Raw genomic sequence first — 21,300 nt, 5'->3', positions numbered from 1 at the left:
GGCTGATGAACGACGAGGGCGCGGTCGGGGACCAAGTTTCGGGCGCGAATGCCGGAGACCCTGAAAACGGGCCGCGCGCCTATATCAGTTTCCGGGGGCAGGTCGAGCCGCGCTGGCTCGACGTCAACCGGCACATGAACGTGTCCTGGTACGACCACGTGTTCGATATCGCCGAAAGCGATCTGTTCGAGGTCTTCGGTATCCATGACGACTACATCAGGCGCACCAGCTACAGCTTCTTTCGGCTGGAAAAAAGCGTTCGCTACGAACGGGAACTGAGGCCGGATGCAAAGCTGGAAGCCCGCAGCGTCGTGCTGTGGACCGACCTGAAGCGCGTCCACCACTTCCACGAATTGTGGAATGTCGACCAAAATTACCGCGCCGCGACGGTCGAAGGCCTGTCGATCCATGTCGACCTGCGCCTGCGCAAGGCAGCCAGGATCGTCGAGGCTGCCGTGGCCGATCCGCTGACAAGGCTTGCCCAGGAGCACGCGCGCCTGCCGTGGCCCAAGGGCGTAGCGCGGCGAGACTTCAGGGCAAGGACGTGACGTTCAGCGACCTCGAATTCGACTATGTCGTCGTGGGCGCAGGTGCGGCCGGCTGCGTGCTCGCCGCACGCCTGTCCGAGAACCCCAATGTGCGGGTTGCCGTCATAGAGGCCGGCGGGCTGGACAAGGACATGTTGATCCGTATTCCGGGCGCCAATGTCGTGACCGGCACGCATCCCGCCTACAACTGGAGCTACGAGAGCGAACCGGTGCAAGCGCTGGGCGGCCGCAAGCTCTATTGGGCCCAGGGCAAGCTCGTCGGCGGCTCCAGTTCGATCAACGGCATGATGTACATGCGCGGCCACCGGCGCGACTACGACAACTGGAAGGCGCTGGGCAATGACGGTTGGGGTTATGACGATGTTCTGCCCTATTTCAAGAAATCCGAGACCAACGAGCGCGGCGCCAACGACATTCATGGCGGCAGCGGGCCGATGCAGGTGTCGAAGGGACAGGGCACTGCCCCCGTCTGCGACATGTTCCTCGATGCGGCGGCCGACGAAGGCTTGCCGCTGACCGACGACCTCAACAAGGACGCGGCCCAAGCCTTCGGTCATGTCGACCTGACCATTGGCAAGGGCAAGCGTTCAAGCACGGCTGCGGCCTTCCTGCACCCGGCGCTGAAGCGGCCGAACCTGACGCTGATCGTCAACGCCCCGGTCAAGCGGGTGGTGATCGAGGCGGGGATCGCCACCGGTGTGGTGTTTGCCCATGAGGGCCGGCCACGCGTGGCGCGCGCGGTCAAGGAAGTGATACTCAGCGGTGGCGCAGTCAACTCGCCGCAATTGTTGATGCTGTCGGGCGTGGGCGACGCAGGCAGCCTGCAGCGTCTCGGCATCAAGGTAAACGCAGACAGCCCCGAGGTCGGACAGAACCTGCAGAACCACCCGATGTACCGGCTGATGTACACGACGACCAAGCCGGTCAGCGCCTACAGTCACGTCAAGCCGTGGGGCGCATTGAAGGCCGGCGCGCAATATGTGTTCCAGCGTCGTGGCGTGCTGAGCCGCGGGCTGTTTCCAACATCAGGCTATTTCCACGCCGTCGAGGGCGATCCCGGCAGCGAAATCCAGGTCTGCATGGCACCGGCAACAGTGATCCGCCGTGGTCCTGGGTTGCTTGGTATCCTGCCGCGGGAACATGGCTTCACGCTGTTGCTTAACCATGGCTCGCCCTACAGCCGGGGCCAAGTCACACTCAAGTCGGCCGATGCGATGGCGCATGCCGCGATCTCGCCGAACTATTTCTCTGATCCGCGCGATCTCAAGATACTGACGGAGGGAGCTGCCCGGACGCGTGCGATCGTCAACCAGCCGGCTTTGCGCAATGTGCTCGCCAAGGAACTGTTGCCGACGCGGCCGATCCGTTCGCTCGACGACATCGCCGAGGACATTTTGGCGACGGCCGTGACGCACTACCACGCTGCCGGCACTTGCCGGATGGGTGCGGACACAGACTCGGTGGTCGATCCGCAACTGCGGGTGCGTGGTGTCGAAAGGCTGCGTGTCGCCGACGCGTCGATCATGCCGGTGCTGGTCAACGGCAACACCTATGCCGCGACAGTCATGATCGCGGAGAAGGCTGCCGATATTATCAAGGCGGCTGCCTAGGCTGTTTACCTTTGAAATAAGATAGTTAGCGAACGAAGATAATGGAGTAGACGAGATGGAAAAGCGCGTTCTCGGCCGCACGGGCCTTGAGGTTTCGGTTGTCGGTCTCGGCTGCAACAATTTTGGCGGCATGATCAGGAGTCTCGACACCGAGGGCGCCCGCAAAGTGGTGCATGCCGCGCTCGATGCCGGCATCACGCTGCTCGACACCTCGGATTCCTACGGCGTCAATGGTGGGTCGGAGATCACTTTGGGCGAGGTGCTCGGCGACCGGCGCAAGGATGTGGTGTTGGCGACCAAGTTCGCCTCGCCGCTCAACCGCGAGAAGAGCAATCGCTACAACGGATCGCGCGGCTACATCATGAATGCTGTCGAAGTCAGCCTGCGCCGGCTCAAGACTGACTACATCGACCTCTACCAGTACCATTTCCCCGATCCGCAGACGCCAGTCGAGGAGACGCTGCGGGCGCTCGACGATCTCGTGAAGCAGGGCAAGGTCCGCTATCTCGGCTGCTCGAACCTGCCGGCATGGATGCTGGTCGATGCCAGCTGGACTTCGCGCCATCACAATCTGCACAGCCTGCAATCCACCCAGGCCGAATACAATCTGATCTCGCGCACGGCCGAGACCGAGCTGTTCCCGGCGATGCACCGCACCGGCATGACGCTTTTGCCCTATTTCCCGCTGGCGAGCGGCCTCCTGACCGGCAAATACCGCAAGGGTCAGGCGCTGCCGGAGGACACGCGCATGAACATGGCCTATTTCAAATCCGGCCTGACCGACGCCAATCTCGACAAGGTCGAGAAGCTGATCGGCTTCAGTGAAGCGCGCGGACGCACCATCCTCGAGCTGGCGTTTTCCTGGCTGGCCTGCCAGCCGATCGTTTCCAGCGTAATTGCAGGTGCCACCCGTCCCGAGCAGGTGGTGGCCAATGCCGCGGCTGCCTCGTGGAAGCTGACGGCAGCGGAGCTCGCCGAGATCGACACGATCTGCAAATGATCGTGCGGCAAGTGATTGTGCGGCGCACAAAGTTGCCGGCGCTTTAGTCCCTTTGGACGATTGCACCCCTTGGCGGGGAACGTAGTTTCTCCGGAGCTACCAAGTTGAATTGTCAGCGGAAACCCTTGATATGAGCGATCTGGTTGAGCCGCGTACGGCAGACATTACCTATGAGACGGGCGAGCCGGTCCTCTACGAAACCGAGGGACCGATCGCCTGGGTGACGATGAATCGCCCGACGTTCAACAACGCCCAGAACTCCCAGATGACCTATGCGCTCGACGATGCCTTCAAGCGCGCAGTCGACGACGACACGGTGAAGGTCATCATCCTGCGCGGCGCGGGGAAGCATTTTTCTGCCGGCCACGACATCGGCACGCCGGGTCGCGACGTCAACAAGACCTTCGACCGTCGCCTGATGTGGTCCGACCACACCAACAAGCCGGCTGCCGAAATGCTCTACACCAGGGAGCACGAGGTCTATCTCGGCATGTGCCGACGCTGGCGCGACATCCCCAAGCCGACGATCGCACTTGTGCAGGGCGCCTGCGTCGCCGGCGGGTTGATGCTTGCCTGGGTCTGCGACTTCATCGTCGCCACCGACGATGCCTTCTTCCAGGATCCGGTGGTGCGCATGGGCATTCCAGGCGTCGAGTATTTCGCACATGCCTTCGAGCTGCCGCCGCGCGTCGCCAAGGAATTCCTGATGATGGGTGAACGCATGCCGGCGTCACGCGCCGAGCAGTTCGGCATGGTCAACAAGGTGGTTGCCCGCGACGAACTGGAAGGCGCCGGTCGGGCCATGGCCGGAAAGCTGGCGCAGTATCCGCGCCTCGGCCTCTGGCTGTCCAAGCAGGCGATCAATCATGTCGAGGACCTGCGCGGAAAGCGCACCGCCATGGACGCGCATTATCACATGCATCATTTCGCCCATGCCCAGAACGACCTGACCACCGGCAACACGCTGGGCGGACAAGACGCCAAGAGCATGGCCGCCGCCAACAAGAAGCAGGCCGGCGAGGCTTGAGCCCGCCGCCGACCAACGGGAATTTCCAAGCGTGGATCTTGATTACACCGACGAGCAGCAGGCCTTCCGCCAGGAAGTGCGCTCCTGGCTCGAAAAGCATGTGCCCAGCAAGCCGCTGCCGTCCTTCGATGCCAGCCGCGAGGGTTTTGAGGCGCATCGCGCATGGGAGCGCGTGCTGGCCGAGGGCCGCTGGGGCATGGTGACCTGGCCGGAAAGCTATGGCGGGCGCGGGCTCGACCTGATCCAGTGGCTGATCTTCGAGGAAGAATATTACCGTGCCGGCGCGCCGCTGCGCGTCAACCAGAACGGCATCTTCCTGCTCGGGCCGACGCTGATGGAATATGGCACCGAGGAGCAGAAGGCGCGCTTCCTGACCTCCATGGCCTCAGGCGACGAGATCTGGGCGCAAGCCTGGTCCGAGCCTCAAGCCGGTTCCGACCTGGCCTCGGTGCGCGCGACCGCCGTGCTTGAAGGCGACGAATATGTGCTCAAGGGCCACAAGATCTGGTCGTCGCGCGCGGTCTTCGCCGACTGGGCCTTTGGGCTGTTCCGCACCGATCCGGCGTCGCAGCGCCATAAGGGCTTGTCCCTGATCTTTTTCCCGCTCAACGCCCCCGGCGTGCGGGTGCAGGCGATCCCGCAGATCGACGGCGAGACCGGCTTTGCCGAAATCTTCCTCGACGATGTCCGCGTGCCCGCCTTCAACCGCCTCGGCGGCGAGGGCGAGGGCTGGAACATCTGTATGGCAACTGCCGGCTTCGAGCGCGGCCTGATGCTGCGCAGCCCGGCGCGCTTCCAGGTGGCGGCGCGCAAGCTGGTCGAGCTCTACAAGGCGCATGAGGCCGAGGTCGAGCCAACGGTGCGCACGGCGGTGCTGCAGTCCTGGATGGACGCCGAGGCCTATGCGCTGTCGATCTACGCCACCGCATCGCGGCTTGCCGCAGGCGGCCATATCGGCGCCGAGGCCAGCACCAACAAGATCTTCTGGTCGGAAATGGACATCGCCATGCACAAGGCGGCATTGTCGATCCTGGGCGCCCGTGCGGAACTGCTGCGTACGGCGCCCGAGGCGGGCGACATCGGCCGCTGGCTGGACGGCTACTTCTTCTCGCTGGCCGGACCGATCTATGCCGGCTCGAACGAGATCCAGCGCAACATCATCGCCGAGCGTATGCTCGGGCTGCCGCGCGCATAAGGGGAGGCGAAAAGATGGATTTCCGTTTCTCCGAAGAACAGACGATGACGGCTGACGTCGTCCGTGAGTTGCTCGCTGACGTCTGCCAGCCCGCCGACCTGCGCCGATTGATGGGCGAGGGCGCTGCCCGCGACGCTTCCCGCTGGGCCAAGATTTTGGAGATGGGCCTCGCCGGTGCCCTGGTGGCTGAAGACAATGGCGGCCTCGGACTGTCGGCCATCGACTTCGTGCAGATCGCCGAGGCTTGCGGCTACGCCGGGCTGCCGGAGCCGCTGGTCGAGAATGCAGGCGTGGCGTTGCCGCTGCTTGCTGCCTTCTCCGACAATGCCCGGGTGGCCGCGCTGCTCGAGCGTGCGCTCGCCGGCGATGTAACCGTCACGGTGGCACATCCGGCCAATTCGTTCGTCGCCGATGCCGATACGGCCGAGGCGGTACTCGTCGTCCGCGACGGTGCTGTCCATCTCGTCGAAACCGCCAAGGCAAGGATCGTGGCGCAGCCGAGTGTCGACCCGTTCCGCCGGCTGTTCACGGTTGAATTCGAGCCGAGCGACGCAACGCTGGTTGCCGGCGCCAGTGAGGCCGCAGTCCCGCTGGCTGCCGCTCTCGACCGTGGCGCGCTGTTTGCAGCCGCTCAGATGCAGGGTCTAGCCCAGCGCTGCGTCGATCTCGGTGTCGCCTATGCCAAGGAACGCCAGCAGTTCGGCAAGCCGATCGGCTCCTACCAGGCGGTCAAGCATCACCTCGCGACCGCCCAGGTGAAGATCGAGTTCGCTCGTCCGGTGCTGCATGCGGCAGCCGCCCAGCTCGAGCAGGGCGATCTCTACAGCCGCGCTCGCATCTCGCAGGCCAAGCTTGCCTGCACTGATGCCGCCGATGTCGCGGCTCGCACCTCGATCCAGGTGCATGGCGCCATGGGTTATTCCTGGGAGGTGGACGTCCACTTCTTCCTCAAGCGTGGCATCGCGTTGACCAGTTGGTGGGGCGGCACTGCCTTCCACCGCGAGCGCGTCGCAGCCCGCGTCTTTGCGCGTCCGCTCGGACCCGAACACACCTTTGCCGGAGAGGCCTGATATGCCTGAAGCCTATATCGTCGACGCCGTCCGCACGCCGGTCGGCCGCAAGAAGGGCTCGCTCGCCGGCCTGCATTCGGCAGACCTTGGTGCCCAGCCGATCAAGGCGCTGATCGCCCGCACCGGCATCGACCCGAACGCGGTCGATGACGTCATCTATGGCTGCACCGACACGATCGGCTCGCAGGCCGGCGACATCGCCCGCACCTGCTGGCTGGTGGCGGGTCTGCCCGACCATGTGCCTGGTGTAACCGTCGACCGCCAGTGCGGTTCGGCACAGCAGGCGGTGCACTTCGCCGCGCAGGCGGTGATGAGCGGTACGCAGGAGCTGGTGATTGCCGGCGGCGTGCAGAACATGAACATGATCCCGATGGCGTCGGCTATGCTGGTCGGGCCGCAGTTCGGTTTCCCCGATCCGTTCAGCACCTCGCCGGGCTGGCGCGCCCGCTACGGAGACCAGGAGGTCAGCCAGTTCCGCTCGGCCGAAATGATCGCCGAGAAGTGGCAGTGCAGCCGCGACGAGATGGAGCAGTTCGCGCTGGAGAGCCACCAGCGCGCCATTGCCGCCATCGACGCGGGACGGTTCACCAATGAGATCGTGCCGGTCGGCGACTTCGCCGTGGACGAGACGCCGCGCCGCGACACATCGCTCGACAGGATGGCGACGCTGAAGACGCTGGTCGAAGGCGGTCGCGTGCATGCCGGCGTCGCCAGCCAGAACGCCGATGCGGCGGCTGCACTGCTGATCGCCTCGGAACAGGCGGTGAAGGACCACAACCTCAAGCCGCGCGCCCGCATCCACCACATCAGCGTGCGCGGCGACGACCCGGTCTGGATGCTGACAGCGCCGATCCCGGCGACGCGCCATGCGCTTATGAAGACCGGCCTCAAGGTCGAGGACATCGACCTGTTCGAGTGCAACGAGGCTTTTGCCTCGGTTCCTCTCGCCTGGATCAAGGATCTCGGCATCCCGCGCGACAAGCTCAACGTCAATGGCGGCGCGATCGCACTCGGCCATCCGCTCGGCGCCACCGGCGCGCGCATCATGACCACGATGCTGAACGAACTCGAGCGCCGCAACGGCCGCTATGCGCTGCAGGCCATGTGCGAAGGCGGCGGCCAGGCCAACGTGACCATCATCGAGAGGCTCTGACCATGCCGTGCTATGCCTTTGAAGGCATCGTGCCGGTGGTCGACCCCACTGCTTACCTGCACCCGACGGCGGTGCTGATCGGCGACGTGACCATCGGGCCGCGCTGCTACATCGGCCCCGGGGCGTCGCTGCGGGGCGATTTCGGCCGCATCACAGTCATCGGCGATGCCAGCGTGCAGGACAATTGCACCTTGCACACCGGCTCGGGCTCGGACTGCATCGTCGGCCGCGGCGCGACCGTAGGCCACGGCGCCATCCTGCATGGCTGCACGGTGGGCGAGAATGCACTTATCGGCATGAATGCCGTGGTGCTCGACGGCGCCGTTGTCGGCGACGACAGCCTGGTGGCAGCGCTCAGCCTGGTGAAGAACGAGGTGGTGACGCCTCAACGTAGCCTGATCGCCGGCAATCCAGCCAAGGTGATCAAGGAAATGCCGGAAGCCGCTATCATCTGGCGCAACAATGGCGACGGTGAGTATCAGCGGCTGGCCGACCGGTCGCTTGCCGATCTCGTGGAATGCGAACCGCTCCGCGTCGCGGAACCTGGCCGCAAACGCAACACCGGCAAGGCGCGCGCTGTGCGCCTGTCGACCAAGACAAAGTGAGAAGGACTGACATGGCAGCGATCTGCGAAAACAGGGTTGTGATCGTCACCGGCGCCGGCCGCGGCCTCGGTCGCGCCTATGCGCTGGGCCTCGCGGCCGAAGGCGCGAAGGTCGTGGTCAACGATCTCGGCGTCGGCACTCATGGCGACGCGACGGCGGAGACGCCGGCGCAGCAGGTGGTCGACGAGATCAAGGCCATGGGCGGCCAGGCCGTCGCCAACTATGATGACGTCACCGATTTCGAGGCCGGCGGCCGCATCGTCAAGGCCGCACTCGACGCCTTTGGTGACCTGCATGCCGTGGTCAACAATGCCGGCTTCGTGCGCGACCGCATGTTCGTGTCATGCACGCCCGATGAATGGGACGCGGTGCTGCGCGTGCATCTGCGCGGCCATTTCTGCGTCAGCAGACACGCCGTCGACTATTGGCGCGCCCAGCAGAAGGCCGGCAAGACGGTCGACGCCCGCATCATCAACACTTCTTCGGGCGCCGGCCTGCAGGGTAGCGTCGGCCAGAGCGCCTATTCGGCGGCGAAGGGCGGCATCGCTTCGCTGACACTGGTCCAGGCAGCCGAGCTCCGCCGCTACGGCATCACCGCCAATGGTCTTGCGCCGAATGCCCGCACGCGCATGACAGAGACCGCCTTTGCCGAGGCCATGCAGGCCAAGGACGGCGAGTTCGATATCTTCGCGCCTGAGAACACCGCACCCCTGGTTGCCTGGCTGTGCAGCTCGGCGTCGGCTGAAGTGACCGGCCAGATCTTCGAGCTGATCGGCGGCAAGATCCGCATCTGCCTCGGCTGGAACGACGGCCCTGAATTCGACAAGGGCAGCCGATGGGACGCAGCCGAGCTCGGCGACCGGATCAAGGAACTGGTGGCCACGCGTCCGGCACCGAAGGCGGTCTACGGGGCGTAGCCGAGCCACTGCGTCAGGAAGAACTGAAGGGCGTCGGGCAACCGGCGCCCTTTTCTTTGGTCAATGCAGCATCCCCGGGGATGCCGCATCCCGAGGGACGCGCAGTCTGGGCAACGCGGCCAAGAAAAAAGGGCGGCGCTTGCGCACCGGCCCTTGGGGAAAAGTCTGCACCTGCCGCTCCGGACCCCGCATCGGAGGGCAGGCGCACGCGATCAGGCGTCTTGGGGGACCTCTTCGCGCAGAATGTTCTTGAGCACCTTGCCTTGCGGGCTGGTGGGCAGGGACGGACGGATCTCGACGCTGCGCGGGCATTTGTAGTTGGCCATGTTGGCGCGCGACCAGTCGATGATGTCCTTCTCGGTGGCGCTGGTGCCCGGGCGCAGCACCACATAGGCCTTGCCGACCTCGCCGAGACGCTCGTCTGCCACACCGATCACGGCAACGATGCCGATGGCCGGGTGCTGACTCAGGATGCGCTCGATCTCGGCCGGATAGCAGTTGAAGCCACCGGTGATGTACATGTCCTTGAGACGGTCCTCGATGCGCAGGTTGCCGTCGCTGTCGAAGTAACCGATATCACCGGTGTGCAGCCAGCCCTCGGGGTCGATGGTCTTGGCCGTCGATTTTGGATCGTTGAAGTAGCCCTTCATGACGATGTAGCCGCGGATCACCACTTCGCCGGGCTTGCCGTCGGGCAGGAAATGGCCGTCGTCGCCCATGATACGCACTTCCACGCCGGGAGCTGCCTTGCCGGCAGTGTTGGCAATCACCTCATCCGGGTCCGACGCCAGGCACATGGTGCCGTAGCCGCCGCACTCGGTCAGCCCATAGCCGTTTACAACGCCGGCGAAGCCGAGTTCCTCGCGCATACGCCGGATGAGGATCGACGGCACGACCGCCCCGCCGGTGACGCCGAGGCGCAGGCTGGAGGTGTCGAATTTTGCCAGGTCCGGATGCTGGAGCATGCCCTGGAAGATGGCAGGCGGACCGGGGATGACGCTGATCTTCTCTTCGGCGACGCGCTTGAGGATTTCGCCGGCATCATAGGTGAGATGCGGCATCAGAACCGCGCCACGCATCAGCGAAACGATGGCGCCGGAGCGATAGCCGAAGGCGTGGAAGAAAGGGGGGATGACCAGGATGCGGTCATGCTCGCGGATACCGACACGCGTTGCCCAGGCATCGATCGCCTGAAGGCACTGCTGGTGGCCATACATGACACCCTTGGGATAACCCGTGGTGCCCGAGGTGAACAGCATGTCGCAGAGATCGTCCGGGCCGACAGTGGCCTCGCGTGCGGCAAGCTCGGCATCGCTGATGCTGTCGCCCGATGCAACGAAGCTCTCCCAGTCGCGATCGCCTTTGCTGCCTTCGCCGATGACGACCACTTCGCGCAGCAGGTCGCGCGTCTCGGCACGGAGCTGGTCAGGGTAATAGGTGCCCAGGAAGTCGCCGACCGAAAACAGCACCGAGGTGCCGCTGCGCTTGACCAGTTCGGCGATTTCCGCGCCCTTGAAGCGGGTGGAGGCGGGAATGAGCACGGCGCCTGCGGTGACGAGGCCAAGGGCTGTGGCGAACCATTTCAAGGTGTTGGGCGCCCAGACCATGATGCGGTCGCCCTTCTCGACACCGGCTGCGATCATCGCCTTGGCGACGCGCTTGCGCATCGTGTCGAGCTCGACGAAGTTCAGCACGACGCCGTTGTCTTCAACTGCCGTGCGTGTGCCATAGAGCTCGGCGGCGCGCGCGCAGAGGGCAGGAATGGTGGTGAACTTCCAGTCGGCGTCTTCTGAGATCATCTGTCTACCTGGAGGCACTGGGCCTGTTCGACGGTATGGCGGCCGCGGACGGTCACCGGGCTAGTTTGGCGGGAACATAGGCGTCGGCGGGCGGCCAGCATCGTCCGAAGAGACGAATAAACCTTACGGCGACCGACATAAAGGCTGTAGGACTGCGTACAGACGCGCGCGACTGACCATGCCTGGAGTTATGACATGAGCAATGCCCCGCAACCTGTTGGCTCGACCTTCGAGGGCAGGGTCGTCATCGTGACCGGCGGCACCAAGGGCATCGGCCGGGCGATCGCCGAGGGTTTTCTTGGCGCGGGCGCAACCGTCGTCGTCTGCGCACGCACCGAACCGGACAGCCTGCCGCATTCGAACGGCAACAGGGCGATCTTCATGCAATGCGACGTGCGCACGGCCCAGGCCTGCAAGGAGCTGGTCGACCGTGTCGGCGAGGAGCATGGCCGTATCGACGTGCTGGTCAACAACGCCGGCGGCTCGCCCCATGTCGACGCAGCGACGGTATCGCCGCGCTTCTCCGACGCCATCGTCAATCTCAACCTGATGGCGCCCGTCTACATGTCGCAGGCCGTTTACCACTGGATGGCCAAGCTGCCGGACGGCGGCAACATCATCAACATCGCCAGCGTGTCCGGCCGCCGGCCGTCGCCAGGCACCTCGGTCTACGGCGCGGCCAAGGCCGGCCTGCTCAGCCTGACCACCAGCCTTGCGCAGGAATGGGCGCCCAAGGTGCGCGTCAACGCCATCATCGTCGGCCTCATCGAGACGGAGAAAGCCGACGAGACCTATGGCTCTCGCGAGGCACAGCAGGCGATTGCCGCCTCGGTGCCGATGAAGCGCATGGGGCGTGGAGACGACATCGCCCGCGCCGCCCTCTACCTCGCCAGTCCGACGGCGACCTTCGTCACCGGCGCGCAGCTCGAGGTGCATGGCGGCGGCGAGACACCGCTGTTCCTCGACCTGATCAAGCGTTACGCGCCGGACGCGAACTGACCGTGGCCGATCGCGCGGAAGTACCAGGTGCCGCGCCCGATCACGACCGGCTGGTCGAACTGCTCTATGCCGGTATCGGCGAAGCAAAGCCTTTCGACAGTTTTCTCAAGGGGTTGCGGGCATCGGTTGATGCTGAAAGCAGTACGCTGATCATCGAGCGCCAGCGCCGCGACCGACCGGGTGCGATCTACTCCGGGGCGGCGTCGGAAGAGCGCATCGCGCGGTACAACGACCTCTACACGCAAGACCCGTTCATCGACCTCCCGCTCGGCAAGGTGACGACGCTTGCCGAACTTGTCGGCGAGGGAGGGTTTTCCCGCTCGGAATTCATGACGAGTTTCATGACCGGATCGGGCTGGATGCATGTCGTGGGTGCTGACATCGTGGAGCCGTCAGGTGCACGGGTGCGGATGCGTGCGACACGCGTGCTGGGCCGCGACAATTTCGGCGTCGCTGAGCGCGAGACATTCCGCAGGCTGTTGCCGCATCTGACGCAGGCGATGGGGCTATTCCTCAGGCTGAACGGACTCGAGGCCGAGCGCGAGCTGTTTGCCGGCGCGCTCGGGCGGCTGGCAGTGGGGGCGATCATCGTCGACCGCGATTGCCGGATTCTGCAGGCAACGCCGCAGGCCGAAGCGATCCTGGCCGAAAAGGACGTGCTGAAGAATGATCGCGGGCGGCTGCGCCTGCTCGACGAGGCTGGTCCGAGTGCTGCGTTCAACTCGGCGGTGGCCGAGTTTGCCGAGGCCAACGATGCCTCCTATGCCGTTTCGCGCGCGTTTTCGATCCATCGCTCCAGCGGCGAGGCGCTCGGTCTCGTCGTGAGGCCGGCGCCACATTCGACCAAGCTGCATGCGCCGCTGCGCGGGGCGGCGCTCGTCATCATCGCAGACGCGGGCAGCAGCGTTGCGCCGCAGCCGGCGGTGCTGGTCAGGCTGTTCGGCCTGACGCCGGCAGAAGCAGAGCTTTCGGCACTGATGGGACAGGGTCTCGATCTTGACGATGCCAGTGCTGCGCTCGGCATCACCAAGAACACCGCCAAGGCGCATCTGCGGATGGTGTTTTCCAAGACCGGGGTGAGCAGGCAGAGTGAGCTCGTTCGCCTGCTGCTGCGCTCGGTCGATGAGCTGGGCTAAAGGCCGATTGTCGGCGTTTGCTCGGGCTCGCCCGTTCGAACGATGCGTTGAGCCCATGTCCGCGCGATGCTGCAACCGTTGCAAGACGTGGAGGAGCGCGGAATGTCCCTTGAGGTCAATGAGCTGGTTGCGGACACGCGGGCGGCGATGCGCCGGCTGGCGAAGTCGGTGGTGATCCTGACGACAAGCCATGCGGGCCAGAGGCTGGCGATGGCTGCGACCGCGGTCGACAGCCTCAGCATGGAGCCGCCGTCGCTGCTCGCCTGTGTCAACCGGAGCGCTTCGATTTTCGGTGCATTTCAGGCCAAAGTGCCATTCTGTGTCAATATATTGGCGCGTAATCATGAAGCATTGGCGCAACGTTGTGGCGGGCAGGTGAAGGGCGAAGCGCGCTTTGCCGAGGGCGACTGGCGTGAGCGCCATGGCATTCCCTATCTCGGCGACGCCCAGGCCAACGTCTTTTGCGCCAATGACGGCGAGTTCTATTATGGCACTCACGGCGTGTTCGTGGGCCGCGTCACCGATGTCGCGCTGTTCGGCAGTATCGAGCCGTTGATCTATGCCGATGCCCGATATGTCGGGGCGCATCTGGCGATGTGATACAAAGTGATACAAACGCCTATCGACCAGGCAGCGGAAAGGCCCGATGGTTGTGCCGGCCTTTGTCATTTCCGGTGCGGGAAAAGGCGGCCGGCTCCTGGGTGCCGACCGCTGGTAACCTATTCGGCGGCAGCGACGCGCAGCTTCTTGCCGCGGAAATGCGGGATCACCTCGCTGCCAATCAGCTCGATCGTCTCCATGATCGCTTCATGCGGCACGGTGCCCATCTGCGACAGGAACATGATCTCGTCGGCACCGGCCTCGAACAGGCGCTCGACATAGCGGATACAATCCTCTGGCGTGCCATAGGCGTCGTTGATGTCGTCGAGATAACCATAGGCCTGCGGATTGTAGGCGATCTTGTCTTCGCCGAGCTTGGCGAACTTGTGCTCGCGCACCTTGTCGAGCGCCGCCAGATGCTCTTCCGGGCTCATGTCGTCGACCTCAGGCTTGGGACCGCCCTGATACCAGTGCGACAGCGCCTCGGCGAAGAAGCGCTGGCCACGCAAGCCTATGCGGCGGGCCTTGTCCCGGTCGCGCAGGACGATGGCCGGGCACAGGGCGGAGAGGTGCTCGGTCGGGCGGAATCCGACCTGGTCCTCTGGTTTGCGCTCGGCAAAGGCCTTCCGATAGGCATCGCTCTTGGTCTTGATCTCGTCGGGGCCGCCGAAACCCATGACCAGTGCGCCGAGGCCACGCGAGCCGGCTGTCACCACCGCCTCCCAGCGTGTGCAGGCCATGTACATGCGCGGATGCGGATCCTGCAACGGCTTGGGATGGACGGGGCGGGCCGGGAATTTGATGTACTGGCCGTCATGCTCGACCACTTCCTCGGTGAAGAGGCGCGGGATCAGATACATGCTCTCGTCGATCAGCGGCTGCAGCTCGGACAGCTGGTAGCCGAATGCACCGGCCTCCTGCTGGCTGCCACCCTTGCCGACACCGAAATTGACGCGGCCATTGGACAGGATGTCGAGCATGGCCACCCGTTCGGCCACCTTGATGGGATGGTTCATCGCCGGCGGCAGGCAGACGACGCCATGGCCGATCTCGAGAGTCTTCGTCTTACCGGCGACGAAGGCCAAGAAAGTTTCCGGCGCCGACATGTGCGAATATTGAGTCAGGCCGTGGTGCTCGACGCACCAGACGCCGTCGAAGCCGCTTTTGTCGAGCTGCACGCATTGTTCCGCCATCTCGCGGAACACCTGCTGTTCGGCCTCCCTGTGGGTTTCGGCGATCTGCGCCTCGTAGATCATGGAAAATTTCACTGGCAGGCTCCTCCGCTTGAGACAATTGCCCTTTCGGCATGGAGTGGAGTGTCCGGCTGGAGGCGGCGAAATTCATCGTTCGATCGGGTGAGGGCCGTTTTGCTGTCGATGGCATTGGGCCAGACGAGGCAGCTGCTGGCTCAATTCAATGGTCCTTATGGACGATGCCGGCCAATCACGTTAGGCCGAAACGGCGGCATCGATTTCCGTGGAGACCAGACTATGACTTCCAGCATTCTGAGCCGGCGCGCCGTTGTCGCCACCCTGATGTCATTCACCGCCCTGACGGCTGCCGGCTCGGCCGAGGCCGAGGAGACGATCAAGATCGGCGGCATCATGTCGCTGACCGGTGCGGGCGCCTCGATCGGCAAGAATGCCGAGGTAGCCTGGAAGCGTGCTGTCGACGACATCAACGCCGCCGGCGGCATCCTGGGCAAGAAGGTCGAGCTGGTGCTGGCCGACACCATGACCGACCCGACGCATGGCGTCAGCGAGATGCGCCGCCTGATCGAAAGCGAGAAGGTTACAGCCGTAGTCGGTCCCGCGACCAGCCAGGAAACGACGCCGCTGATGCCGATCGGCACCGAGGCCAACATCGCACAGATTTCGAGCGCCGCCTCGACACAGCTGACCCCGCAAGTCGGCCCGTACCACTTCTCGACCTCGCCGATCGGCGAGAACCAGATGATCCCCAATATCGCCTACGCGCTCGACACGCTGAAGCTGACCAAGCTGGCGCTGATTTCCGACAATGGCGGCATGTCGAAAGCGGCGGTGTCCGACATCGTCAACTACATGAAGGGCAAGGGCGTAGAGCCGGTTGCCATCCAGGAATTCGCCTTCCGCACCGAGGACATGACCCCGCAGCTGTTTTCGCTGCGCAGTTCCGAAGCCGAAGCGGTGCTGCTGATCAATTCGATCGGCGACGACGCCCGCAAGATGCTGGAAAACCGATATGACATCGGCTGGGACGTGCCGGTGCTGGCGAGCCTGACAATGACCAACTACGCCGTCGGCAACGCTGCCACCATCGGCACTGAGCCGTTCGAGGGCGTCTATTCGGTGCAGTTCGAGGGCATGACCTTTTGCCCCGGCGACGCGCTTGGCGAGAAGCCTTTCGCCAAGTTCGCCGAGAAGGCCAAGGCTGACATCGCCGACCTCGACCGCATGGGCGGACCTTCGGCGCTTGTGCCTTATTACATCCAGCCCTTCATCCTGGCGGCGGCCATGAACGGTTCGGGCAAGACCGACGGCAAGTCGGTCGCCGCCTGGATCGAGGCCAACGCCGGCGAGATCAAGACGCTGACGGGCAAGCTTGCAGCCAGCGCCGACAACCACTTCCTGCCGTCGGTGGAAAGCTTGAAGGTCGTCAAGAACCCATACCAGCTGCGCGAGGACGGTCTCGTCGAACGTGCCGACTGCGCCCAGTAAACAGCAGAACGGTTTCAACTTGCGAAAGGCGTCGCCGGTCCCCGGCGGCGCCTTTTTCGGCTCACCCGATCGAACGATGCGGCGAGTCTTGGGGCTGGCTTTCATTCCAGCCGAAGAAATGCCGCGGAGGTTGGTTATGGAATTGGCGCTCGATGCAGATATTGCCGCGATGGCGGAGGTCGTCGCCAAGCGGCCGCCACTCGACCTCGCCAATGTCGACATCCCGGCATTGCGTGCAGCCGTGAACGCGGCGGGATGGCCGACGGAGCGCACCGAGATGGCCGCGGTCGAGAACATCACCGTTGCCGGCGGTGCCGGAGACATCCCGGCGCGACTCTACAAGCCACGTCAGGGCAAGGCATTGCCGCTGCTGGTCTTCCTGCATGGCGGCGGCTTCGTGCTGTGTTCGCTGGATACGCATGACAATTTCTGCCGGGCGCTGGCCAAGGCGGGCGATTGCGCGGTGCTGTCGATCGACTACCGGCTGGCGCCGGAACACAGGTTCCCGGCAGCCTACGAGGATGCTTTGGCGGCTCTGGAGTGGGCGGCGGCCAACGCTATCACGCTCGGCTGCGACGGCAGGAGGCTGGCGCTGGCCGGAGATAGTGCCGGGGGCAATCTGGCGGCAGCTGCCGCACTCCATGCCTCATCGGAGGTCCGCCTGAAACTGCGACACCTGTTGCTTTTCTATCCTGCTTCGGATCCCACGGCTTCCGGCACGAGTTACGACACTTTCCCGCAGACTCCATTCCTTAGTGCGGGAATGATGCGCTGGTACTGGCGGCAATATGTGGGTGAGCCGGCTGGCTTGGCAGATCCCCGTGTCGCGCTGCTTCGGTCCGTCGATCTTGCCGGGCTGCCGCAGACGACGATCGCCATTGCCGAATTCGATCCCTTGCGCACTGAGGTCGAGGCCCTTTACACAGCGCTGGCCGAGTCCGGTGTTGATGTGGAAGCCAGGCGTTACGACGGTGTCTCGCACGGCTTTGCCAGCATGGTCGGATTGATCGGCAAAGCGCGGCTGGCGATCGACCACGGTGGCGCCAGGCTGCGCGATGCATTTGCCAGGAACGCCTGAGATGCTCGAGGCAAGGCTGGCGCGCGCCGAGGCAATGCTCGACATCATCGCGCTCGAGGCGCGCTATGCGCGCGCCTGGGACTGCGGCAATGGCAAGGCATGGGCCGATGTGTTCACTGCGGACGGCGTGTTCGAAATCGCGGCCGTCGGCGCCCGCTCGGCGCTCAAGGTTGAGGGCAGGGAGCAACTGTCGGCTTTCTGCTTCGATTTCACGGCGAAATTCTCCGGCGTTCATGTGCCCGGTCTGCCGTTGCTCGATATCGACGGGGACGAGGCGACCGGGCACCTGCATTTCCAGTTCGTCGCCATCGGCCGGTTAGCACCGAACCACACGATGAGCCGCACAGCTTGCGGCCAATATGACGTGCGTTATCGCAGGACCGAAAAGGGCTGGCGCATGGTCCATCGATTGGAAAAGGCGTTCAGCAGCGCACGAAGCGAATTCTTCGATTTCTGAGCGTTCAGCGCCTTTCCTCAAGTACCAGGTCAGCAGCGCGCCAGGCCAGCGCCATCACAGGGCCGTTGGTGTTACCCGATATCGGTGCCGGGATGACCGAGGCATCGATCACACGGAGGCCATCGACGCCATGGACGCGCAATCGCTCGTCGACGACGGCGTCGGCGTCATTGCCCATCCGGCAAGTGCCGACCGCATGTAGCCCCGACACGAAGGTCGCGCGGAAGGCAGCGAGCATGTCGTCGTCCGATTGCACTGCTGGGCCAGGCCAAAGCTCCTGCTTCACAAAGGGCTGCAATGCAGGCTGGGCGACGAAGTCGCGCATGATGCGCATCATCGAAATGGCGGTGCGCCGGTCGTTTTCCGTCGCCAGCCAGTTCGGCCGGATCGGCGGCATGTCGCGCATGTCGGCCGAGCGGATGGTAATCTCGCCGCGGCTTTCCGGCCGCAGGGCATAGCCGATGATGGTGATGCCGGGCTCGGCCTCTAGCTTCAGGCGGCCTTGCAGCAGCCCACGGGCGAAGGTGTAGGGTGACAGCGATAGCTGCAGATCCGGATAGGTGACGTCTGACGAGGAGCGGACGAACGCGCCGATTTCGGACGCACCGAAGCTCATCAGCCCCGTGCCGGCGAGATAATAGCGCAGCACCTCGCCGACGAGGCGCAGGCCACTGAAGCTGCGGTTGTGGCCATGCATTCCGGCAAGGCGATAGGGCAGCGCCACAACGAGGTGTTCGGCAAAGTTGCGGCCGACGCCGGGCAATTCGGTCACAGTCTGGACGCCAGCCGCCGAAAGCACATCATGGCGGCCGACGCCTGACACCTGCAGCAGTTGCGGTGACTGGATCGCGCCGCAAGCAACGATGACCTCGCTTGCCGACCGGGCGGTGCGTTGGCGACCGCCCACGAGATATTCGACGCCGACTGCCCGACGACCGTCGAACAGGATACGCAGAACCTGCGCGCCGGTTTGGACGACGAGGTTCTTGCGCCGCATCGCCGGTCGGAGGAAGGCGCGGGCCGCGCTCATGCGCCGCCCCATGTGGTCGACCGTATGCGTGTAGGTACCGACGCCATCGCGTCTGGCGCCGTTGAGGTCGTCGAGATGGTCGAGGCCGAGCGAAGCACCTGCATCGAGGATCGCTTGGCCGAGAGGGTCGGCGAGAGGACGAACACTGACCTGCAAGGGACCATTGCCGCCCCTGATGACATCGCCACCAAGCTGATGGTTCTCGATCTTGCGGAAGACTGGCGCCATCTCGGTCCAGCTCCAGCCCGTGACGCCGAAGTCGGCCCAGCCGTCGTAGTCCTCGGGGGCGCCCCGGCAATAGAGCATTCCGTTGATCGAGCTCGATCCGCCAAGCCCGCGGCCGCGCGCCCATGTCTCGGCTTCCGGCCGACCTTCTTCATGTTCGACAGGAAAGTTCCACGAGCGTTTCGGATGCTTGGTCAGCTTGACCCATCCCCGGGGCATCCGGACCAAGGGATGAAGGTCCGATGGTCCGGCCTCGAGGACAAGCACCCTATGTCCCGGGTCTTCGCTGAGCCTGTTGGCCACCACACAGCCGGCCGAGCCGGCGCCAACGATGATCGTGTCGGATTCTCTCATGCCGCGATGTCTTGCGCGTGCGGGTCGGCTCGCATCCTGCAAACGAACTAGCCCAGGCAAGCGTTGTTCAGGCCCAGGCCGACATATGCGGTAGTCCGCATGGACGATGTTCGGCTCGCCTGCATCCTGTGATTTCTCCTTGAGGAGTCGTCACGCCATGCCGCGTGGCGGCCTTGCGCGCACATCAATGCCGGCGCGCATCCAGACCGGCACCAAAGCCTACGTTCCTGGGGAGGAATGACATGAAGAAATCCATTCTCGCGGCAGCTTTGCTGCTGTCGACCGCGCTGACTGCCGCAGCACAGGACGCCAGCGTCAAGCTCGGCGTGCTCAACGACCAGAGCTCTTCCTTCTCCGCGCTCGGCGGCACCGAGGTGACCGAGGCAGTCAAGCTCGCAATCTCCGACTTCGGCGGTCAGGTGCTGGGCAAGCCGATCGAACTGGTCTCGGCCGATCATCAGAACAAGCCCGAGATCGCACTGTCCATCGCCCGCGAATGGCTGGAGCGCGACAATGTCGACGCGCTGTTCGATGTCGCCAATTCGGCAATCGCGCTTTCGGTCAACAACCTTTTGGGTGAACAGAAGAAGCTCGGCTTCTTCGTCTCGCCGATGACCGACAAGATGACCGAAGCCGACTGCAACGGCTACGGCATGGCCTGGGCATACGACGCCTATTCGCAGGTGCGTTCGTCGGTCAGCGCCCAGCTCAAGGCCGGTGGCGAGACCTGGTTCATCCTGTCGCCCGACTATGAAGCCGGCAAGGTGTTGGAAGCCGGCGTGAAGACCGCCGTCGAGGAAGAAGGCGGCAAGATACTGGGTTCGGTGCGGGCACCGCTCGGCACCACCGACTTCTCGTCCTACATCCTGCAGGCCCAGGCCTCGGGCGCCAAGGTTCTGGCGCTGACGGTCAATGGTCCTGAACTGGTCAATGCGCTCAAGCAGGTCCAGGAGTTCGGCCTGATCGACCAGGGCATGCGCGTGGCGCTGACCGTGCTGCACCAGTCGGATGCGCGCGCCATCGGCCTTGAAGCGCTGAAGGGCATCCAGTTTGCGGCAGCCTGGTATTGGAACACCGACGACGCCTCCAAGCATTTCAAGGAAGAGATGCAGAAGAAGACCGGCAATGCTCCGGGCTGGGTTGCGGCCGGTGCCTATTCCGCAGCGACCAATTACCTGAACGCCGTCAAGGCCGCCGGTACCGACGAGCCGACCGCGGTGCTCGCCAAGCTGCGCGAAGGCAAGATCAACGACCTGTTCGCAAAGAATGCGACGCTGCTGCCCAACGGCCGCCTCGTGCATGACATGCAGCTGCTTGAGGTGCGTGCGCCCGGCGAGGCATCCGATGCGCAGGACGTGTTCAAGGTCGTGACCACCGTTCCTGCCGACATCGCCTTCCGCTCGATCGACAAGAGCGCCTGCAAGCTGGCCAAAGGCTGATCAGACAGCGCCGGACGGCACGCTCGCCGTCCGGCGCGTCCACCCGATGGGAGTGACGACTTGCCCGGCTATCTGATCTTCGAGATCGCAATTACCGACGAGGCCGCCTGGCAGCACTATCGCGAGGTCGCCGGGCCGATCATGGCCGCCGGCGGCGGGCGTTTCGTCTTGTCGGGCGATCGAATCGAGAGCCTCGAAGGCGGCTGGCAGCCGGCGACGATCTCGGTGGTCGAATTCCCGAGCGCTGACGCGGCGCGCCAATTCTACCATTCTGACGACTACCAGAAGGTGGTGGCGCTCAGGCAGATGGCATCACGCGGCAAGGGCATTCTCGTCGACGTATGACGGGCGCCCCGTGC

Annotated in this window: 20 protein-coding genes; 17 read left to right on the top strand and 3 right to left on the bottom strand. The window is 64.3% G+C overall.

The window, feature by feature from the left end; all coding sequences use genetic code 11:
• Positions 1–5 precede the first annotated feature (5 nt).
• The 9 genes from IG197_RS01560 to IG197_RS01520 all read left to right on the top strand — a co-directional run bounded on the left by IG197_RS01560 (position 6) and on the right by IG197_RS01520 (position 9,125).
• Complete coding sequence (locus IG197_RS01560; protein WP_192316537.1) at positions 6–548, top strand: thioesterase family protein; 543 nt, start codon at positions 6–8, stop codon at positions 546–548.
• Positions 545–2,158, top strand: a complete 1,614-nt coding sequence (locus tag IG197_RS01555) for a GMC family oxidoreductase (RefSeq protein WP_192316535.1) — start codon at positions 545–547, stop codon at positions 2,156–2,158. Before IG197_RS01560 ends, IG197_RS01555 begins: the two co-directional genes overlap by 4 nt.
• A gap of 55 nt (positions 2,159–2,213) precedes the next feature.
• Complete coding sequence (locus tag IG197_RS01550) at positions 2,214–3,158, top strand: aldo/keto reductase (RefSeq protein WP_192316533.1); 945 nt, start codon at positions 2,214–2,216, stop codon at positions 3,156–3,158.
• A 130-nt stretch (positions 3,159–3,288) separates the two neighbouring features.
• Positions 3,289–4,185 carry an enoyl-CoA hydratase gene (locus IG197_RS01545; RefSeq protein ID WP_192316531.1) on the top strand — a complete coding sequence of 299 codons (897 nt, stop codon included), beginning with the start codon at positions 3,289–3,291 and terminating at the stop codon, positions 4,183–4,185.
• A 31-nt stretch (positions 4,186–4,216) separates the two neighbouring features.
• On the top strand, positions 4,217–5,380 hold the full coding sequence (locus tag IG197_RS01540) for an acyl-CoA dehydrogenase family protein (RefSeq protein ID WP_192316529.1): 1,164 nt from the start codon (positions 4,217–4,219) through the stop codon (positions 5,378–5,380).
• A gap of 14 nt (positions 5,381–5,394) precedes the next feature.
• Positions 5,395–6,450, top strand: a complete 1,056-nt coding sequence (locus IG197_RS01535; RefSeq protein ID WP_192316527.1) for an acyl-CoA dehydrogenase family protein — start codon at positions 5,395–5,397, stop codon at positions 6,448–6,450.
• Between the two features lies 1 nt (position 6,451).
• Positions 6,452–7,603, top strand: a complete 1,152-nt coding sequence (locus IG197_RS01530) for an acetyl-CoA C-acetyltransferase (RefSeq protein ID WP_192316525.1) — start codon at positions 6,452–6,454, stop codon at positions 7,601–7,603.
• A gap of 2 nt (positions 7,604–7,605) precedes the next feature.
• A complete protein-coding gene (locus tag IG197_RS01525; protein ID WP_192316524.1) occupies positions 7,606–8,208 on the top strand; it encodes a gamma carbonic anhydrase family protein in 603 nt (200 codons plus the stop codon).
• Positions 8,209–8,219: 11 nt separating this feature from the next.
• Positions 8,220–9,125: an SDR family oxidoreductase gene (locus IG197_RS01520; protein ID WP_067962164.1), complete on the top strand. Its 906-nt coding sequence runs from the start codon at positions 8,220–8,222 to the stop codon at positions 9,123–9,125.
• Positions 9,126–9,337: 212 nt separating this feature from the next.
• On the opposite strand, the gene IG197_RS01515 is transcribed toward IG197_RS01520, so the two are convergent.
• Positions 9,338–10,924: a FadD3 family acyl-CoA ligase gene (locus tag IG197_RS01515; protein ID WP_192316522.1), complete on the bottom strand. Its 1,587-nt coding sequence runs from the start codon at positions 10,922–10,924 to the stop codon at positions 9,338–9,340.
• Between the two features lie 195 nt (positions 10,925–11,119).
• Here IG197_RS01515 and IG197_RS01510 point away from each other — a divergent pair, with 195 nt between their 5' ends.
• The 3 genes from IG197_RS01510 to IG197_RS01500 all read left to right on the top strand — a co-directional run bounded on the left by IG197_RS01510 (position 11,120) and on the right by IG197_RS01500 (position 13,659).
• On the top strand, positions 11,120–11,923 hold the full coding sequence (locus tag IG197_RS01510; protein ID WP_192316520.1) for an SDR family oxidoreductase: 804 nt from the start codon (positions 11,120–11,122) through the stop codon (positions 11,921–11,923).
• A gap of 2 nt (positions 11,924–11,925) precedes the next feature.
• A complete protein-coding gene (locus tag IG197_RS01505; RefSeq protein ID WP_192316518.1) occupies positions 11,926–13,059 on the top strand; it encodes a helix-turn-helix transcriptional regulator in 1,134 nt (377 codons plus the stop codon).
• A 102-nt stretch (positions 13,060–13,161) separates the two neighbouring features.
• Complete coding sequence (locus IG197_RS01500; protein ID WP_192316516.1) at positions 13,162–13,659, top strand: flavin reductase family protein; 498 nt, start codon at positions 13,162–13,164, stop codon at positions 13,657–13,659.
• Positions 13,660–13,778: 119 nt separating this feature from the next.
• On the opposite strand, the gene IG197_RS01495 is transcribed toward IG197_RS01500, so the two are convergent.
• Positions 13,779–14,927, bottom strand: a complete 1,149-nt coding sequence (locus IG197_RS01495; protein ID WP_192316514.1) for an LLM class flavin-dependent oxidoreductase — start codon at positions 14,925–14,927, stop codon at positions 13,779–13,781.
• A gap of 222 nt (positions 14,928–15,149) precedes the next feature.
• On the opposite strand from IG197_RS01495, the gene IG197_RS01490 reads away from it, so the two are divergent.
• From IG197_RS01490 to IG197_RS01480, 3 genes are read left to right on the top strand one after another with little or no spacing between them, the layout of a single operon-like run.
• Positions 15,150–16,358, top strand: coding sequence for an ABC transporter substrate-binding protein (locus IG197_RS01490; RefSeq protein WP_192316512.1), 1,209 nt, complete (start codon positions 15,150–15,152; stop codon positions 16,356–16,358).
• Positions 16,339–17,436 (top strand): alpha/beta hydrolase, encoded by a 1,098-nt coding sequence (locus IG197_RS01485; RefSeq protein WP_192316509.1) that lies wholly within the window; start codon positions 16,339–16,341, stop codon positions 17,434–17,436. The genes IG197_RS01490 and IG197_RS01485 overlap by 20 nt, the downstream gene beginning before the upstream one ends.
• Before the next feature lie 34 nt (positions 17,437–17,470).
• Entirely contained in the window at positions 17,471–17,893 is a 423-nt protein-coding gene (locus IG197_RS01480; RefSeq protein WP_192316507.1) for a nuclear transport factor 2 family protein, read from the top strand.
• A gap of 4 nt (positions 17,894–17,897) precedes the next feature.
• Here IG197_RS01480 and IG197_RS01475 read toward each other — a convergent pair whose 3' ends face one another.
• Positions 17,898–19,502, bottom strand: coding sequence for a GMC family oxidoreductase (locus IG197_RS01475; protein WP_192316503.1), 1,605 nt, complete (start codon positions 19,500–19,502; stop codon positions 17,898–17,900).
• 242 nt (positions 19,503–19,744) lie between these two features.
• Here IG197_RS01475 and IG197_RS01470 point away from each other — a divergent pair, with 242 nt between their 5' ends.
• Both IG197_RS01470 and IG197_RS01465 read left to right on the top strand, forming a co-directional pair.
• Entirely contained in the window at positions 19,745–20,941 is a 1,197-nt protein-coding gene (locus IG197_RS01470; RefSeq protein WP_067962142.1) for an ABC transporter substrate-binding protein, read from the top strand.
• A gap of 60 nt (positions 20,942–21,001) precedes the next feature.
• Positions 21,002–21,286 carry a DUF1330 domain-containing protein gene (locus tag IG197_RS01465; RefSeq protein WP_192316501.1) on the top strand — a complete coding sequence of 95 codons (285 nt, stop codon included), beginning with the start codon at positions 21,002–21,004 and terminating at the stop codon, positions 21,284–21,286.
• Positions 21,287–21,300: the final 14 nt, after the last annotated feature.

The organism is Aminobacter sp. SR38, from assembly GCF_014843375.1.
Classification (GTDB): Bacteria; Pseudomonadota; Alphaproteobacteria; order Rhizobiales; family Rhizobiaceae; genus Aminobacter; species Aminobacter ciceronei.
This window is presented reverse-complemented; position numbering and strand designations above follow the sequence as displayed.